Consider the following 18,281-nt stretch of genomic DNA (forward strand, 5'->3'; position numbering starts at 1 on the left):
TTCTAAATTTAGTCATTCATCTATGGGAGGAAAACAGCAATGAATTTAATTCGGAATCAATGGAAAGACATTGTGACGAGCAAAAAACTACTGATCCCGATTTTCGCTGTGTTATTTATTCCGCTGATTTACAGTGGCGTATTTTTAAAAGCGTACTGGGATCCATATGGTACAGTCGATCAATTGCCTGTAGCAGTGGTCAACTTGGATGAAGGCAGTCACTATGACGGGAAAACACTGCATGTCGGCGATGATTTAGTGAAGGAATTAAAGAAAAACGATAATTTCAAATGGAACTTTGTTGATAGTGAAGAAAAGGCAGTGAAGGGATTAAATAACGAGGATTATTATCTCGTCGTGGAAATACCAAAGGATTTCTCGAAAAATGCAAGTACAGTCCTTGATAAACATCCAAAAAAATCGAATCTGAAATATTATACGAATCCAGGCGCCAACTATGCGGCGTCACAAATTGCGAATAATGCCATTATCAAATTAAAAGATTCGGTTTCAAAGGAAGTCACAAAAAATTACGCAGAGGTCATTTTTGATAACTTCAAAACGATTGCAAAAGGCTTAGATCAAGCAAGCGATGGTGCGAAGAAAATTGATGACGGAACAAAAAGTGCAAAAGATGGCAGTAACAAGTTAAAAGACAATTTAGCAAAATTGGCTGAAGGAACGTTAACCTATAGCGAAGGTGTTCATCAGTTTGCTGGTAAAATGGGTGAACTGAACACAGGGATACAATCTCTTGACAGCGGACTTGGCCAGCTCTTAACAGGCTATCAAACCATCGATCAGAAATTTGGAGAGCTTGGTTCAGGAATTGATACATTGACTGAAGGGTTAAACACAAGCCGGGAAGGCCATCAGCAGCTCGCTTCTAAAATGCCGCAATTCACAGCGGGCATTGAGCAGCTAAACAACAAAGCACAATCCTTTTCAGAAAAAATTGAAGCAGTAGAAAAAGTCTTGTCATCACCAGAATTAGCGAATCTTGAAAAGATGGCGCCTAAACTCGATCAGGTGAAAAAAGACGCAAAAACGTTTAGTACAAAACTTGCTTCATTAAAAGAAGCGTTATCGAATCGAGATGCTAAAGTAAAAAGCATTATCCAAAACAGCTCAATGACAGATGAAGAGAAAAAGGCGGCAATGGATCAGCTTGACAGTCTGCCTAAAATCGAACTCCCTGATCTGTCTGGACTTGAACAAAGCTTAGCGGCCTTGCAGGAACTGCCTGATGCAAGTGAGGTTCAATCTGCGGTTGCTTCTGCAAAAGCTCAGCTGCAGCAAGTCAAACAGCTGCCACAGAAAACAGAACAGCTGTACACATCTACAGTCGCGATACAAAATGCGATTGATCAAATGACATCTGGTACGAATAAATTGTATCAAGGTGCACTGAAGCTTCAAACAGGTCAAGGCCAATTACAAGATGGTCTGCAGACAGCAAATGGAAAGCTTGATACAGCGAAAAGCGGTGCAGATAAGCTTGCAAATGGTTCAAGCCAGCTAAGCGCAGCGTTAAATAAGCTGGAAAGTGGTTCAACGAATATCCAAAGCAACACATCTAAGCTTGCTGAAGGCTCAAAATCACTCGATAAAGGATTGGGAGATTTAAAGAGCGGAACAGGTAAGCTGTCCGATAAATTAAAAAGCGCCGCTGATGAAACAGGAGAAATTGATGCGGGTCAAGACAATTACAATATGATTGCGAGTCCCGTGAAAACAGAAAATGATACAGCGAAAAAGATTGATAATTATGGTACAGGACTCACACCTTATATTTTATCGATGGGACTCTTTGTAGGGGCTCTCATGCTCACCGTTGTCTTCCCAATGAAAGACCCTGCTGGACGCCCTAGAAATGCGTTTGAATGGTTTTTCAGCAAATATAGTGTGCTCTTTTTTGTCGGTATCCTACAAGCAGTTATTGCAAGCTCCTTGCTCATCTTTGGGCTCGGTCTTGAGGTGGAAAGCCTCTGGCGCTTCTATCTCTTTGCGATTATCGTCAGTCTGACATTCTTAGCGATCATTCAGCTGCTGGCGACAACAATGGGGAACCCAGGACGCTTCATTGCTGTTATCATCTTGGTTCTTCAGCTCGCAGCAAGTGCTGGTACATTCCCGCTTGAGCTTGTGCCGAAATTCTTCCAAGTCATTCACAGTCTGCTTCCAATGACGTATACAATCAACGGATTTAGAACGATCATTGCAAGCGGTGATGACAGCTATTTATGGCACCAAGCAGCGATCCTTGGTACAGTTGCGATCATCATGATGGCGGCAACAACAGCATACTTTGCTTGGAACGTAAGAAAAATGAAACAGGACGAAGCTTAATCCATGAATCCTTTCTCTTTAATAGAGGAAGGATTTTTCATTTGAAATTAGACATCTCGAACCTGAAGCGATATATTTTAAGAAGAGATGCTGAAAAAGGCATACATGGAAGGAATTGCTTTCAGACAAAGGAGGAAATGCCGAATGACTACTGAAGTAAATGAAACCGTTCAGCTGATTCAAAAGCTTGTATCAATCCCAAGTCCATCAGGAAATACAGAAAAAGTGATCGGCTTTGTTGAACGTTTTTTACAAGATTTGAACATTGAGACAAAACGAAATCGAAAAGGCGGATTAATTGCCACCATTAAAGGAACAGATGACAAAGAACATCGCATGCTGACAGCGCATGTCGATACGCTCGGTGCGATGGTTAAGGAAATTAAATCAAATGGACGGCTTCGTCTAGCACTTATTGGAGGCTTTCAGTATAACTCAATTGAAGGCGAATATTGTGAAATTGAAACAGCATCAGGCCATACATACACAGGGACCATTCTTATGCATCAAACATCCGTGCACGTCTATGCGGATGCTGGAAAAGCGAAACGAAACCAAGAAAATATGGAGATTCGTCTCGATGAAAAGGTGAAAGATGCAGACGATGTCAAAGCACTTGGCATTCAAGTAGGGGACTTTATCTCATTTGATCCGAGAGTGGAAGTGACGTCTTCAGGTTTTATTAAATCAAGACATCTGGATGATAAGGCAAGTGTGGCGCTACTTTTGCGGCTCATCCACAGAATTCAAAAGGAAAATATCACATTGCCGCATACGACGCACTTCTTAATTTCTAATAATGAAGAAATTGGCTACGGCGGGAACTCGAATATTCCAGAAGAAACGGTGGAATATCTAGCTGTAGATATGGGCGCGATTGGTGACGGTCAGTCAACAGATGAATACAGTGTATCGATTTGTGTAAAGGATTCGAGCGGCCCTTATCACTATGGATTACGCAAGCATTTAGCTGCATTAGCAGAAGAGCACAACATTGATTACCGCCTTGATATTTACCCTTATTACGGCTCTGATGCATCAGCAGCCATTAGAGCAGGGCATGATATCATTCATGGACTGATTGGTCCTGGTATAGATTCCTCGCATGCCTTTGAAAGAACACATGAAGATTCACTTGTCCATACTGCAGATCTTCTTTATCACTATGTTCAATCACCATTAATCACAGCATAAAAAAAGAACCCCGATAGATGGGGTTCTTTTTCATTAGCTTGAAAGCTGTGTTGGCTCGGGTACCTCTTGTCCTGTCATCACGCGATGTCCTTTTTCAGGGTCATACTGCCCTTCCCATTTAGACATCACAACAGCTGCAAGTGCATTTCCTGTTAAGTTCACAACAGTCCGTGCCATATCCATGATACGGTCCACACCTGCAATAAATGCAAGACCTTCAGCAGGTACACCGATCGTTCCTAATGTCGCGAGTAATACAACAAATGAAGTACCAGGAACGGCAGCCATTCCTTTAGATGTTACCATCAGTACAAGAACAAGTGTAAGCTGCTGGACGATCGTGAGGTCAATGCCATATACCTGTGCAAGGAAAAGCGCAGCAATGGCTTGATACAAGACGGAGCCATCCAGGTTAAACGTATAACCGATTGGGATAACGAACGAAACAATTCCTTTTGGACATCCGATGCGTTCCATTTTATCCATGACTCTTGGTAAAACTGTTTCAGAGCTGGATGTACTAAAGGCAAGAAGCATTTCGTCTTTCATGTAAGCAAGAAATCTGAAAATATTGACGCCAATCATCTTTCCGATAATTCCGAATACAACGATAAGGAAGAGAGCGAGCGCAAAATAAACAAGACCTACAAGCTTACCTAATGAAATAAGAGATTCAAGACCAAATTTTGATACGGTCACACCAATGAGTGCGAATACACCAAATGGTGCAGCTTTCATCACAACATTAACGACATGGAACATGGCATGTGATACACCCTCGAAGAAGGCGAGCACTGGTTTACCGCGTTCCCCAATCGCTGAAACGCCAAGTGCAAACAGCACAGTGAAGAAAATAATCGCAAGCAAATCACCTTCCGCCAATGATTGGAAGAAGTTCGTTGGAACGATATGAAGGAACGTATCAGCAACTGATTTGCTGCTTTGCTCTTTTTCCGTTTCAACATACTGGCTAATATCTTGTTTTTCCGTATTTCCAAAGTCAACGCCTGCACCAGGCTGTACAAAGTTTGCTAGGACAAGGCCAAGGATAATCGCAAATGTTGTGATAATTTCAAAATAAAGAATGGTTCTAAAACCTAGTTTCCCTACTTTTTTACCATCACCCGCACCTGCAACACCTAAAATTAAGCTGGATACGACAATTGGTATGACAATCATCTTAATGAGTCTTAAGAAGAAGTCTCCAATTGGTTTTAAGTATGTCTCGACTCCTGGGTTACCGAAAAAGATTGCCCCAACAACGACACCGAGAATAAGACCGATTAGGATTTGAGTAGCCAATCCAAATTTTAATTTTTTCATAGATTTCCTCCCTAACATATTCATTAAAGGAATATTCCCATCATATTAAGTTTTAATATATGAATTAAAGTATAACTAAAATTAAAGAGGTTCGTCCACGATAAAATTATATTAAGAAAATACAAAATTGTTAGAAAAAATAGACATTTAGAACCTCCTTCATTGTTTTTAGTCAATAAAAAGTGTCTTCAGAACTAAAACTCATCATATAAAAATACTAAAAAACCCTTTTGTGACAAGGGTTTTACCTTTTTACCTATTTTTCAGAAAAAATAAAAAGCACTTTTGACTCCAACTGACGGAGGAGGGAAAAAGTGCTTTTTTATTCAATTTATTCCCTTATTTAAGATAACTTACTTGTGAGCATTCCTCACATTCATTACCGTAACACTCGTGCTGTTCCATTAAATCATTTCCACATTTTGTGCATTTCTTTGAGGGCAAATTTCTAAAAAACTCTGTGATTTTTCCTAGCATTTGTCATCCTCCAATACGTTTTGTTGCTATCATTGTATTATAACAGATTAATATTTGTCAATCTGTTTTGTAACAATAGGCAAGAAGAATGCTTTTTCCATGAAAAATGGGTATATTGTAAGAAGGGGATTTTTAGAAAAGGAGGGAAAATGACGATGAAATTAACCGTAATTGGATGCTATGGAGGGTTTCCGGCAGCAGGTGAAGCGACATCAGGCTACCTTTTTGAATCGAATGGCTTCAGGCTTCTTGTAGACTGCGGAAGCGGTGTTCTTTCAAAGCTTCAGCAATACATTGATATAGAAGAACTAGATGCTGTTCTCCTTTCTCATTATCACCACGATCATATTGCAGATATCGGACCACTCCAATATGCGAAGCTAGTGGGATATCATTTAGGAAAAAGCAGCGGCCAGCTTCCGATCTATGGACATACTGGTGATCAAGAAGCATTTGGACGGCTTTCTGATGATGTACATACAAAGGCAAAGCCTTATCAGCCAGAAGAAGGGATTCAGCTTGGACCATTTCAAATTGATTTTTTGAAAACGGTTCATCCGGCAGAATGCTATGCTATGAGAATTCAGGCAGAGGATGCTGTGGTCGTGTATACAGCAGACTCAAGCTATCAGGAGGCATTTATTCCTTTTAGCAAGGGAGCAGATCTGCTCATAGCCGAAAGCAATTTTTACGCTGGACAGGATGGATCAGGTGCTGGACATATGAACAGTACAGAGGTAGGGAAGATTGCAAAGGAAGCAAATGTTGGGGAACTCATCATCACCCATCTGCCCCATTTTGGTCGTCATAAAGACCTAGTCAATGAAGCACAGGCGTTATATACTGGCAATATACAGCTTGCCCATTCAGGGCTTAGATGGAACAAGGAAGGAAGATAGAGATGCTGTTTATCGATAACGAACAACATTATGATCCAATGATTAACTTGGCAATTGAAGAATATTGCTTAAAATATTTAGATCCAGAAGAAACGTATTTGCTGTTTTACATCAATCAGCCGTCAATCATTATTGGAAAGAACCAAAATACAATAGAAGAAATCAACACGAAGTATGTGGAAGACAACGGAATCAAAGTCGTGCGCCGCTTATCTGGCGGTGGTGCAGTTTACCATGACAAAGGAAACTTAAACTTCAGCTTTATCACAAAAGATGATGGGGACAGCTTCCATAACTTTAAAAAGTTCACAGAGCCGGTCATCAAAGCGCTTGAAAAGCTAGGTGTAAAAGCTGAATTGAGCGGCAGAAATGACATCATGGCAGATGGACGTAAAATTTCTGGAAATGCCCAGTTTGCAACAAGAGGACGTATTTTCAGCCATGGCACGCTGCTATTTGATTCAGAAATTGAACATGTCGTTTCGGCTCTAAATGTGAAAAAAGAAAAGATAGAATCAAAAGGCATCAAATCGATTAGAAGCAGGGTTGCCAATATCAGTGAATTGATGGATCAAAAAATGACAACAGAAGAGTTTAGAAAAATTCTTTTAAGCTACATTTTTGATACAAATGGGGACGTGCCTCAATATCGCCTGACCGAAAAGGATTGGGAAAAGATTCACGAAATTTCCCGAGATCGCTATCAAAAATGGGAATGGAACTATGGCCGTTCACCAAAATTTAATTTACAGCATTCTAAGAGATTCCCTGCAGGCTCCATTGATTTGCGATTAGAAGTGAAAAAAGGGATGATCCAGGATTGCAAAATCTTTGGTGATTTCTTTGGCGTAGGGGATATTGCCGATATTGAGAAGCGGCTCATTGGGCAGCAATATGATCGTAAAACGATCAGTGACGTCTTAGAAGATATGGATATGCGCCACTATTTCGGCAATGTATCAAAAGAGGATTTTCTTGATTTGATTTATTAATTGCGTGAAAGCACGGCTAGAGATAGCGGTGCTTTTTTGATTGAAGGAAATGAAAGCGATTTACATTTGATCTTGTGGATTTTTTCGATTGTCTATTATAATAGAAAGGAGGAATGTTCGGCCATAAAATGAATGGTCATTCATTCATTGATGACATGTAAGGGGTGGGAGAATGGATTTGATCAAAAATCTTCAGCAGACGGCGATGACGAAGGGAGAAAATATCGCACTGATCTATGAAGGAAAGAAGTGGACCTATCGAGAGCTGATGACAAGTATCGAGCGTTTTGCAGATGGATTAGTCAACGAAGGGTTTCAAGCTGGGGATCATATCGCGCTTATTTTAGGAAATTCACCGCATTTTGTCATTTCTTTTTTTGGCGCATTAAAGGCAGGACTTGTCGTAGTACCTATTAACCCAACATACACACCTAGTGAAATTGGGTATATGCTCATCACAGGCGATGTAAAAGGTATTGTGGCGCCTGAACAGCTTCTGCCAGTGTACGAGCAGGTGTATGAGCAGCTTCCGTCCATTGAAAGAGTCATCATTTGTGCAGAAAATGAATCGGCGTGCAGATCAAGCTTCAAGGAAGTATCTGATCGACTTGTTTTCTTTGGAAAGCTTGTGTCAGGAGCTGCGAATGAGAATGTACATCCTTCCATTCAGCCAAATGATACCGCTGTTATTTTATTTACATCTGGCACGACAGGAAAACCAAAAGGTGCAATGCTGACTCATTTCAACCTTTATTCAAATGCCAGAGATGTCGCTGAGTATTTATCGATTGATAAAAAGGACAAGGTCATTGCCGCTTTGCCAATGTTCCATGTTTTTTGTTTAACAGTCTGTATGAATGCACCGTTGATTCATGGTGCGACGATTTATGTCTTGCCGCATTTCAGCCCATCAGAGCTTTTGCGCATGATGGAAAAAGAGAAGCCAACGCTATTTGTTGGTGTGCCCACCATGTATAACTATTTGTACCGCCAGGAGGGGCATGATAAAGCGATGGCATCTGTGAGGATCTGTATATCAGGCGGTGCCTCCATGCCTGTTGCCTTACTTCATGGCTTTGAGAAAAAGTTCGGTGTTACGGTCCTTGAGGGTTATGGATTATCAGAGGCATCACCAGTGACTGCATTTAATCCGCTTGACGGAAAAAGAAAACCAGGTTCTGTCGGGACTGACATTATGAATGTGAAGAATAAAATAGTGAATGAACTAGGAGAAGAAGTCGGTCCAAATGAAGTCGGAGAGCTGATAGCAAAAGGGCCAAACATCATGAAAGGCTATTATCAAATGCCAGAAGATACGGAAGCTGCACTAAGAGACGGCTGGCTGTATACTGGCGATTTGGCAAGAAGAGATGAAGAAGGATATATTTATATTGTCGACCGGAAAAAGGATATGATTCTTGTTGGCGGTTATAATGTGTATCCAAGAGAAGTAGAAGAAGTACTTTATCAACATGAAGCTGTAGCAGAAGCCGTTGTCATCGGTGTGCCAGACCCAAACACAGGAGAGGCAGTCGTCTGTTACATTTCCCCTAAGAAACATGCTCACATCAATCAAGAAGACATCATTACACATTGTTCACGCTATTTAGCGAAATATAAGCAGCCCCAAACGATCCATTTCATAGATGATATTCCTAAAAACACAACAGGTAAAATTTTAAGAAGAGCGCTAAAGGAAAAGTATCAAGCAGAAGAAAGTAAATAAAAAAAGGGAGTCTCTGATGAGGAGGCTCCCTTAGCATGTAGACAAATCCTTGCATCTCACGCCGAAAGAAGACAAAGGGCTAAAAAGATCATTTTAGCTCTTTTGAATGGCTTCTTTTAACTGTTTCTGAAAAGATTTCGACTGTTTTTGATTCAGTTCATAAAACGTTCCATCAACTAAAAAAACGACTTGTGATCGGTTGGTCCAAAGCTGAAAGGTGGTGCCGTTTGTTCGTCCGAACATCACTTTGGCGATATAATCGGGCTTTTTTAAATTTTTCTTGAGATGATTGCTTGTTTGTCTGCCTTTATTTAATTCTTCAATTAGATCTTCTGCTGTGTCCTTATCATCTATTTCATACGAGATGGCTTCATTCGCTGGCGAGAGCAGCAATTTTTCTGCTCGATTCTCATCAAAGATTTCGCTCGTCCGGCTGAACACATAAAAGAAGGTGATGAATAAAAGTCCCAAAATCACAACTCCTGCAAGGATTTTCTTCATTTTGATCCTCCAACTCACTGTTATACATGTAGCTTCTCCGATTTTTAAGTCGCATAATCATTTTTTTCGCGAAAGCTTTTTCAGATGGGGCATGCTATGATGGAGCCACATGAGACAGGTTCTAAACGAAAAAAAGAGTGATTAGAATAGAGAGAGGAATGGAAAGGAGGCTGACCTGTGCGAGTACGTAAATGGGTAGCTCTTGCAACGGTAGCATACATATTGTACGGTCTTTTTATTTATTCATATTTGTTTCTAATGGGGGATTCATCGGTACCTGAAAGCGTAAAAGGGACAAGTGCAGATCCGCATACTTTTATGACAAGTCATGAGCTTGCGATCAGCGAGAATTTCTCGAACATACGGAACCTGCTGTATTTCATAACCATCCCATTAGATTGGTATGTCTTTTTCCTTTTGCTCATTTCAGGGTTTTCACGGAAAATAGCAGACTGGAGCCTGGCAGCAGCTCGTTTCACGTTTTTAAGCAAACTTGTGTACGTGTTTGTGCTGTCGCTTCTAACAATGCTCATTTCATTCCCAATTAAGTGGATTGGCTATCAGCTGTCTTTACACTACGGAGTATCTGCACAAAGTACGGCAAGCTGGTTGAAAGATCAAACACTGGATTTTTGGATTCAATATCCGCTCCTTGCCCTTTGTGCAATTGTGTTTTTTTGGCTGATTCAAAAGAGAAGAAAACGCTGGTGGCTGTATGCGTGGTGTTTGACAGTCCCAGTTACGCTGTTTCTCTTCTTTATACAGCCGGTCGTCATTGATCCATTATATAACAATTTTTATCCACTAAAGGATCAAGCGCTTGAGAAGAAGATATTAACGCTTGCAGACAAAGCGCATATTCCGGCAGATCATGTGTATGAGGTCAATATGTCTGAGAAAACGAACACGATGAACGCTTATGTCACAGGAATTGGTGAAAATAAGCGTATTGTCTTATGGGACACAACACTTCAAAAGCTGAAAGACCGCGAAATTTTATTTATCATGGCGCATGAAATGGGACATTACGTCATGAAACATGTTTATATTGGATTAGCAGGATATTTAGTGCTGTCACTGGCCGGATTATTTGCGATCGACCGTCTTTATTTTTATCTTTATCAAAAAGGAGCAGGCACATTTCGTCTGAAAATGTCACACGACATTGCTGCTCTTCCGCTTCTTTTAATCATCGTATCGATGCTGTCATTTGCAGCTTCACCTTTTACAAATGCAGTGTCAAGGCATCAAGAACGGGCAGCCGATGAATATGCGGTGAACATGACAAAAGACGGGGAGGCGGGCGTAACGTCTTTTCAAAAGCTTGCAAAATCAGGATTGTCCCAGGTGAATCCACCGTTTCTAGTGAAGATTTTCCGTTATGGACACCCAACCATGATGGAGAGAATCATGGATATGGAAAAAGCGGCGGAAAAAGAGAAGCCGCCTAAAAAGCAGTAATAAATAAAATCCGGCTGGATCAGCCGGATTTTATTTATCACACTTGGTTAGTTAGAAGCCGCTTGAACGTTGATTAACCCTTTTCCATAATAGAATGAGTCACCAAGCGGTGTCGCTGTATTTTCTAAGCGCATGCGAACCTGTGAATTTGTTAGGTTCGGGTTTTTAGAAAGAATAAGCGCTGCTGCTCCTGCTACATGAGGAGACGCCATAGATGTTCCAGTATAAGAAGTGTATCCACTGCTTGGCACTGTACTTAAAATAGAAGTACCAGGTGCAGAAACATCTAATTCAGGACCTGCGCTAGAAGATGAGTTTCTGACATTGTTACTGTTTACATTGGCAACAGCAATTGTAGAATCGTATTTTGCTGGATAGCCAACTGTACTGCTAGAGCCGCTAGAGCCAGAATTACCTGCTGCTGCCACAACAACGACTCCACGGTTATTCGCTGTATCGACGGCATTTTTAAGCGCAGTTGAACCGCTTGGTCCGCCTAAGCTCATATTGATGACATCCATATTATTGGCTACAGCCCATTCAATACCGCTAATAATCCAGCTGTATTGTCCGTCGCCATAGCGGTCTAATACTTTTACAGCATATAGGGAAGCGCTTGGAGCGACCCCGAGTACACCAATTGTGTTATCAAGGGCAGCAATGGTTCCAGCTACGTGAGTTCCATGTGATTGAAAGTCTTGGGTGGCATTTGGCTCTGAAGGGACGAAGCTCGCACCGCCTGCAACATTTAAATCAGGGTGTGCAGCGTGGATTCCAGTATCAAGGACAGCTACTTTGACATTAGCACCTTTATAACCTTGAGCGTGTACAGCTGGAGCTTTGATTTGAGGGATTCCATAAGGGACGGTTTGTGCATATGCTTCTGCTTTATGGTCTTCTTCTACGTAAGCAATGCTAGGGTCATGTTCAAGTTTTTTGGCGGCTTGTTCGGACATTTTCACTTGTGCAGCATTAATGAGGCGGTATTGTTTTTCTAGTTTTCCACCATTTTGAATGACAGCTTGTTTTTTAGAGCTGTTTGTGGTGGCAGAGGCTTTAAAACCAACAATATAGCTTTTTTCACTATCTGTTTTGGAGACCGTCTCGGCATTTGCCATGGAGCCTCCAAACCCTGCTGAAAACAGAAGAGGGACAGCCAATAAAACACTTGTCATCACATTTTTCTTTTTCACGCACATTCCACATCCCTTTTTCCTTATTTCAGAATAATCATCCGTAGTCTAATAGAATGATCCGTTTGACTATTCTGTATATTCAGTTTAAGGGAAGTAGGCAAATAAGAGTAGACCTGAATTTTTGTGAAAGTCCTAGCGAAAATTGGGGAATTAAGTCACTTGGAACTGGTGGTAAAATATGTTTATTCTATCATTTCAGCGATGATCTATTAAAAAGGGAGTGTGCTTTTTTTCTCATGATCCATTTCCGGTTAAATATTCGATACCCGAAAAGCCATAAAATAGGTAGAATCGTCTAGCATCTATTTCGAATTTCGATATAAAAAAATATTATTTTATCATTGTTTTTGTCATAAAAAAGAACCTGCTAAGATAACAGGCTCTTTAAGAAGGGGTGGATTGAGTTAAATGGCTGACCACATTGTAATCACGAACCTTCCATTTACCATCTGACCATTCCACATAATTTAAGCAAGCATTGACAAGTCTCGTGTTCTGTAGACCCATATGTTCATCAGCCAAAGTGGTGAGTAAAGCATGGATAGCAGCGCCGTGAGCTACGATCAAGACATGTTGATCTGGATAGGCGGCTCTGACTTTCTCAATACCTTCTAACATTCGGTTTTGAATCGTCTCAAGTGGTTCCATATTTGGATACTGTTTATCTGGAAACAGCTTTTGACGTTCCTCAAACGACATGCCTTCAGCGTCACCGTAATCTCGTTCAATGAAATCATCCATGATGACAAGTGGGGCATGGACATGATTTAAAATCAAGTGTGCCGTTTCTTTTGCCCTTGTTAGTGGACTGGAAATGACAACATCCCAATGGACATCCTTTAAGTAAAGTCCAGTTTGTTCAGCCTGCCATTTACCTTTGTCGTTTAAAGGGATATCTGTTCGTCCTTGAATTCGTTTCGCTGCATTCCAATCTGTTTCCCCGTGTCTGACTAGGCAAATTGTTGTCAATCAAATCCCGCCTTTTCTATCTTTTCTTCTATTATACTAAAGCAGAAGAAAAAAGGCTGTATTAGCGATTTGTCAGGCTAGTTAAGGATTCGACGGAGCTTGCGACTTGAGACACCGTTTGTTTGACTTCCTTCAATTCGTTAAGGAAGGTCTGAAGGTCAATTTCAATTTTTCCGTTTTGGTTTTTGCTTAAGTTCATGCTGCTGACGATATCATCAAAGAGTGAATTGATTTGAGTCATTTTTTCTTTACTGTCTGTCACAAGTAAGTTCACGTCCGCAATATGCTGGGACACAATGGCGATTTGTGAATTGGTATTGTTAACGAGTTCAGATACAGTTGAAACCGTTTTCTTTGTGTCCTCTGATAATTTGCGCACCTCGTTTGCAACGACAGCAAAGCCTTTTCCGTGTTCACCTGCTCGTGCAGATTCGATTGAGGCATTTAAAGATAACAAGTTCGTCTGCTCTGCAATACCTGTAACGATCCCAAAGATTTGTTCAATTTGTTTAGCGATTTCTTCAAGGCGCTTAATTTCTGTTTCAATTTTTGTCATGCTGCCGTCAATTTGATTCATTTGTGTTTGCTGAATTTCTAATTCTTTTTTACCGCCGATTGATTTTTCTTCAACCTGTGCTGAAATTTGTGTTCCAGCTTGTGACATGTCCGCCATCTCATCCGATTTTGAGACAAGCTTGTCAACTGCACTTGTTGTGTTTGAGAAGAGAGAAGCAAGCGAATTTGACGTTTCCGTGATTTTTGTATGAAGCTCCTGCTGCTGCTCTTCTGCTTCATCACGAATTTTAGAATATTCATTTTGGAATGTATCTAGGACAAGCTGCTGCTCTAAATTTAAAATTTTCGTTGTCGCTTTGACTGCTGTCTGATATTCTTTGAAATCTTGGATATGGTTTGCAAATAAATCCATAATTGATAGCAGAAGGTCTTGGAATGCGGCCATGTACCATTTAGGCTGGAGGCCAATCCGTAAATGAACTTGAGCAATTTTAATGCGTTTTGCCACATAGTTTTCGTCAATCACACCTGCAAACATTTCGCTAATATGAATGCGGAGTGTTTTTTTCAAACGATCGACAGAACTATTGTCTTGAATGATATGCATCAAGGAAGACTCGACTTCTAAATTTTTATAAAATTTATCAACGATATGTGCAATATCATCCTGAACAATTGAATTGAGCTGCTTTAATATCAATAGGTCATGCTGCGTCAGGTCGATCATTTTGATTTGTTTAGCAATGTCCGTATTGTTCGAGAAATTGATTCGTTTTATCCCATCATCCTGCTCTGTGAAAAAAGCAGTGTTTTTTCTTTTCGGTTCTTTTTTAAATAACAATTTGTTTGTCCCCCCATAATCATCACAAATATCAGACTTTATGTTTTTTATCGGATAATATTGGATTTTTTAAAGGGGAAGAGTGAAATTTTACTGTTCTTTATACGACCTTTTTAGTGGTTTTTTAGCAGGGCCTTCTACTACTTCTCCAGTAATAGAAAAACGTGAACCGTGACACGGGCAATCCCAAGTGCGGTCACTATTATTCCAAGCGACTTCGCAGCCTAGGTGTGTACACGTGGTATCGACAAGAAAGACATTTCCATCCTCTGATTTATAGGCGCCGCACTTTTTATGTTCATACGAGATAATGCCGCCCTCGCCTGGTTGTAAATCATCGATTGTTTGATCAGTTCGTTTGAATTTACCACTGATCAGCTTGGCAGCGACATTGGTATTTTCTTTTATGAAATCTTTGACGAAAGAGTCAGTAACAGGTCTTGATGGCGTAAAAATTGATTCGTATGGATTCGATTTTCCTTCAATTAAATCACCGATAAGAGTAGCAGCCACGTGGCTTGTGGTCATGCCCCATTTTCTAAAGCCGGTCGCTACAAAGATATTCTGGTGGTGTTTGGTCAGGCGGCCAATGTAAGGGATTTGATCCATTGTGACCATATCGTGTGTCGACCAGCGATACAGCACTTCTTCAATTCCAAGGGTGGCGTCTCCAAACGTTTCTAGTCCTTCATAGTGAGCGGATTCATCTCCGCCTTGTCCTGTTTTATGACCTTCTCCTCCGATGAGGACAACTTCCTCGCCGTGCCATTCTGACGTTCTTAAAGAGTGAGCAGGCTGATCAATTCCGAGGTACATCCCGTCTGGGAGAGGCTTCGTCGTTTTGGCTGCTACGACATAGGATTGTTCTGGATGAATTCGGGTGAAGTAAAGTCCTTTCCCATCATAAAAAGGAAAGTGTGAGCATGAAATGATGTAGCGCCCTGTCAGATGATGTCCGTTTTTTGTGACGACAGCAGGCCGGTTCCCTTCTTTTACATCAACAGCGGTTGTTTGTTCAAAGATACGTACACCTCGCTCGAGGAGCTTGTCAATTAGCGCATTGAGATAATGAAGGGGATGAAACTGTGCCTGATTCGTCATCGCAAGGGCTGCTTTGATGTCAGCGTCAAAAGGAAGCTCTGTTTTCCATTCTCGGTCAATACCAAGCTGTTTGTAGGCATCTAATTCCTTCTTTAACTTTTTTACACCGCTTTCTTCCTTTGTATAAAGGTACGCATCTTTAATCTCTAGCTGACAATCGATGTCGTGCTCTTTGATACGAGCTTGAATGAGGTCTTTTGCTTTCTCGTTTGCTTCTACATACAAACGTGCTTTTGGCATGCCAATTTGTTGAATCAGCTCATAATAGTACACATCATGCTGTGAGGTGATTTTAGCCGTTGTGTGTCCGGTCGTGCCTTGCAGCAATTGATCGGCATCAATGATGATCACATCTAATCCTCGCTCTTTCATTTCAAAGGCCGCAGCGATACCGTTAATACCGCCGCCGACAATGATTACATCTGCTGTGAGATCTTCATTGACAGAAGAAAAAGAATGCTTCCGGCTGTCCAACAGCCATAACGATTTTGCCTCTTCCATTCCTTTATGTTCTTGTTCCATGTTGTCGCCTCCACTTAACTTGTTGTGTATAATTTTTCCACAATAATGAAAATCATACACCTGAAAGGAAACAAGGGCGTCATACATAAAAAAGGAGCCAGCACATAAAAATAAACAAGATAAAAGGAAGGAGTGGACTACCGTGTCAACAAAGCAGCCGAAGAAAACATTGCCGCCTCAGCACCAAAATGAACGGCCGGGTCTTGAATATAAAATGAACCCTAGACCTGTCTTTGATCGTGAGGTGCAGGACAAAAAGTTAGCAGGAAAAACAGCCATTGTGACAGGTGGAGACAGCGGGATCGGAAGAGCAGTCTCTGTCTTATTTGCGAAGGAAGGTGCCAATGTCGCCATTGTTTACTTAAGTGAACATCGCGATGCCGAGGAGACGAAGGACTATATTGAGAAAGCGGGAGGCCGTGTCATCTTAATTGCAGGTGATTTAGGGGATGAGGCTTTTTCAAATGAGGTCGTCAAAAAAACAAAAGATGCGTTTGGTTCCATTGATATTTTGGTGAATAACGCCGGGGAACAGCATCCGCAAAAAAGCATTGAGCAAATTACCTCGCATCAGCTTCTTCGGACGTTTCAAACGAATATTTTTGCCATGTTTTATTTAACAAAGGCTGTTCTTCCTCATTTAAAAAAAGGAAGCAGTATTATTAATACAGCATCTGTCACCGCCTATAAAGGGCATGAAACATTGATCGATTATTCATCTACAAAAGGGGCGGTCGTCACATTTACGAGATCATTATCCTTATCGCTCATTAAACAAGGGATTAGAGTGAATGGGGTAGCACCGGGTCCCATTTGGACACCGCTGATTCCATCAACCTTTACGGAAAAAGAAGTCTCTGAATTTGGCGGGGATGTCCCAATGGAGCGTCCTGGAGAGCCAGTAGAGCTTGCACCGAGTTATTTATTTTTAGCAAGTGAAGATTCATCTTATATGAATGGACAAATGCTCCATGTGAATGGCGGAACCATTTTAAATGGATAAACAAAAAACTTGCGGTAAAGAGACAATTTGCTGTCTCTCTGCCGCAAGTAAAATCATCATGATTGATGTAAGCAGTGTTCTGCATATTGAGCTGACAAGTCATTGAATCGCTTTTCATCACGCTGATCCAGTGCCTTATCAATCTCTTCTCTTAGGAAGGTTAAGCGCTGTTTATAAAGCGCCTCATCTAAAACCATTTGAATATAGATGTCTAAAATGGTGACGCCGTTTTCTTCGGTTTTTTGGGTGTTGCGGGACTTCATGAGCTCAGCATACGTTTTTTTCTCTTTCATAAAGAATCCCCCCGATGCCTTTTTTATAGTATATGGATTGGCGGAGAAAAAATCAACAAGAATTTATAATTTTTAGACAATTTATTTTTGAGCAGAATCGACATCACTTGTCCAATCGACAGAATGTGATATATCTTTAAAAAAAGCTTTTCGATAGATCGAATGGACTAAAAAATATGATAAAAAGATGATTTTTAATAAATTTTGAAAAAATCCTGTCGTTTCTTATATGTTGGTGATAGATTAATAGTATCTTAAATAACCAAATATTAACACAGGAGGAAATGAAGTGTCAGGAATTAGTGAAACACCTTTAGATTCATACGTCATTAATCAAACAACAATGGCGGTTCTTTCAGTTGAAGAAGGAAAAAGAGTATATTCAAAAGTCATCGAAAGAGAGACAAGCTTTTATGTTGAATTAAAGCCCCTGCAAATTATTGAACGCAGCTGCAGATTCTTCGGCTCAAGCTATGCAGGCAGAAAGGCGGGAACATATGAAGTAACAGGTATATCTCATAAACCTCCAATTGTGATTGACTCATCCAATCATCTGTATTTCTTCCCAACCTATTCATCCAACCGTCCTCAGTGCGGCTGGATCTCCCACAAATACATTCATACCTTCCAGGAATCATCCCTCGGAGACACGGTGGTCACCTTTACAAATGAGCAAACCATCAAACTTGATGTCTCATATAAATCATTTGAGAGTCAGGTGCACCGAACAGCATATCTCCGAACGAAATTTCAAGATCGTCTTGATGGAGGTCTTCCTAAGAAACAAGAATTTATGCTGTATCCAAAGGAACAGCAGCTCAATCTCGTATACGATTTTATATTAAGGGAGCTTCGTAACAGATATTAATCAAAAGCCAGCGGCAGAGCAGCCGCTGGACCTCTTATCTCATATGGACT

At 40.8% G+C, this 18,281-nt stretch carries 15 protein-coding genes and 1 pseudogene; 8 read left to right on the top strand and 8 right to left on the bottom strand.

The annotated features are described in order from the left end of the window. Positions 1-39: 39 nt before the first annotated feature. Together QR42_RS05015 and QR42_RS05020 are read left to right on the top strand one after the other, a co-directional pair. The gene (locus QR42_RS05015) at positions 40-2,349 is read left to right on the top strand and encodes a YhgE/Pip domain-containing protein (RefSeq protein ID WP_039177608.1); all 2,310 of its coding nucleotides are present in this window, start codon (positions 40-42) and stop codon (positions 2,347-2,349) included. A 144-nt stretch (positions 2,350-2,493) separates the two neighbouring features. After that, the gene (locus QR42_RS05020) at positions 2,494-3,543 is read left to right on the top strand and encodes a M42 family metallopeptidase (RefSeq protein ID WP_039177610.1); all 1,050 of its coding nucleotides are present in this window, start codon (positions 2,494-2,496) and stop codon (positions 3,541-3,543) included. Between the two features lie 33 nt (positions 3,544-3,576). Here the strand turns inward: QR42_RS05020 and QR42_RS05025 are convergent, their stop codons facing one another. Next, the gene (locus QR42_RS05025; protein ID WP_039177611.1) at positions 3,577-4,866 is read right to left on the bottom strand and encodes a glutamate/proton symporter GltT; all 1,290 of its coding nucleotides are present in this window, start codon (positions 4,864-4,866) and stop codon (positions 3,577-3,579) included. A 339-nt stretch (positions 4,867-5,205) separates the two neighbouring features. Then, the gene (gene yhfH / locus QR42_RS18875) at positions 5,206-5,343 is read right to left on the bottom strand and encodes a protein YhfH (RefSeq protein WP_008359029.1); all 138 of its coding nucleotides are present in this window, start codon (positions 5,341-5,343) and stop codon (positions 5,206-5,208) included. A 155-nt stretch (positions 5,344-5,498) separates the two neighbouring features. On the opposite strand from yhfH, the gene QR42_RS05030 reads away from it, so the two are divergent. The 3 genes from QR42_RS05030 to QR42_RS05040 all read left to right on the top strand — a co-directional run bounded on the left by QR42_RS05030 (position 5,499) and on the right by QR42_RS05040 (position 8,960). Further along, positions 5,499-6,242: an MBL fold metallo-hydrolase gene (locus QR42_RS05030; protein ID WP_039177613.1), complete on the top strand. Its 744-nt coding sequence runs from the start codon at positions 5,499-5,501 to the stop codon at positions 6,240-6,242. A 2-nt stretch (positions 6,243-6,244) separates the two neighbouring features. Continuing rightward, entirely contained in the window at positions 6,245-7,234 is a 990-nt protein-coding gene (locus tag QR42_RS05035; RefSeq protein WP_024425472.1) for a lipoate--protein ligase, read from the top strand. A gap of 172 nt (positions 7,235-7,406) precedes the next feature. Beyond that, positions 7,407-8,960, top strand: a complete 1,554-nt coding sequence (locus QR42_RS05040; RefSeq protein ID WP_039177615.1) for a fatty acid--CoA ligase family protein — start codon at positions 7,407-7,409, stop codon at positions 8,958-8,960. 93 nt (positions 8,961-9,053) lie between these two features. Here the strand turns inward: QR42_RS05040 and QR42_RS05045 are convergent, their stop codons facing one another. After that, entirely contained in the window at positions 9,054-9,461 is a 408-nt protein-coding gene (locus QR42_RS05045) for a YhfM domain-containing protein (protein ID WP_039177616.1), read from the bottom strand. 177 nt (positions 9,462-9,638) lie between these two features. Between QR42_RS05045 and QR42_RS05050 the strand changes: the two genes are divergently transcribed. Beyond that, positions 9,639-10,922 (top strand): M48 family metallopeptidase, encoded by a 1,284-nt coding sequence (locus QR42_RS05050; protein WP_039177617.1) that lies wholly within the window; start codon positions 9,639-9,641, stop codon positions 10,920-10,922. A gap of 47 nt (positions 10,923-10,969) precedes the next feature. Here the strand turns inward: QR42_RS05050 and QR42_RS05055 are convergent, their stop codons facing one another. From QR42_RS05055 to QR42_RS05070, 4 genes and pseudogenes are all read right to left on the bottom strand, one after another. Continuing rightward, positions 10,970-12,115 carry a serine alkaline protease SapB gene (locus QR42_RS05055; RefSeq protein WP_039183048.1) on the bottom strand — a complete coding sequence of 382 codons (1,146 nt, stop codon included), beginning with the start codon at positions 12,113-12,115 and terminating at the stop codon, positions 10,970-10,972. Positions 12,116-12,502: 387 nt separating this feature from the next. Continuing rightward, entirely contained in the window at positions 12,503-13,087 is a 585-nt protein-coding gene (locus tag QR42_RS05060; protein WP_039177618.1) for a histidine phosphatase family protein, read from the bottom strand. Positions 13,088-13,148: 61 nt separating this feature from the next. After that, positions 13,149-14,444 (bottom strand): annotated as a pseudogene (locus tag QR42_RS05065) (globin-coupled sensor protein); the annotation flags it as partial. A 90-nt stretch (positions 14,445-14,534) separates the two neighbouring features. Then, positions 14,535-16,067 (bottom strand): FAD-dependent oxidoreductase, encoded by a 1,533-nt coding sequence (locus QR42_RS05070; protein ID WP_039177623.1) that lies wholly within the window; start codon positions 16,065-16,067, stop codon positions 14,535-14,537. Positions 16,068-16,209: 142 nt separating this feature from the next. Between QR42_RS05070 and QR42_RS05075 the strand changes: the two genes are divergently transcribed. Beyond that, positions 16,210-17,070: an SDR family oxidoreductase gene (locus QR42_RS05075; protein WP_024425480.1), complete on the top strand. Its 861-nt coding sequence runs from the start codon at positions 16,210-16,212 to the stop codon at positions 17,068-17,070. A gap of 56 nt (positions 17,071-17,126) precedes the next feature. On the opposite strand, the gene QR42_RS05080 is transcribed toward QR42_RS05075, so the two are convergent. Then, positions 17,127-17,363, bottom strand: coding sequence for an IDEAL domain-containing protein (locus QR42_RS05080; protein ID WP_008348804.1), 237 nt, complete (start codon positions 17,361-17,363; stop codon positions 17,127-17,129). Between the two features lie 289 nt (positions 17,364-17,652). Here QR42_RS05080 and QR42_RS05085 point away from each other — a divergent pair, with 289 nt between their 5' ends. Beyond that, positions 17,653-18,231: a competence protein ComK gene (locus QR42_RS05085; RefSeq protein ID WP_039177625.1), complete on the top strand. Its 579-nt coding sequence runs from the start codon at positions 17,653-17,655 to the stop codon at positions 18,229-18,231. The last annotated feature ends 50 nt before the right edge of the window (positions 18,232-18,281 follow it).

It is taken from the genome of Bacillus sp. WP8 (genome assembly GCF_000800825.1).
Taxonomy (GTDB): domain Bacteria; phylum Bacillota; class Bacilli; order Bacillales; family Bacillaceae; genus Bacillus; species Bacillus safensis.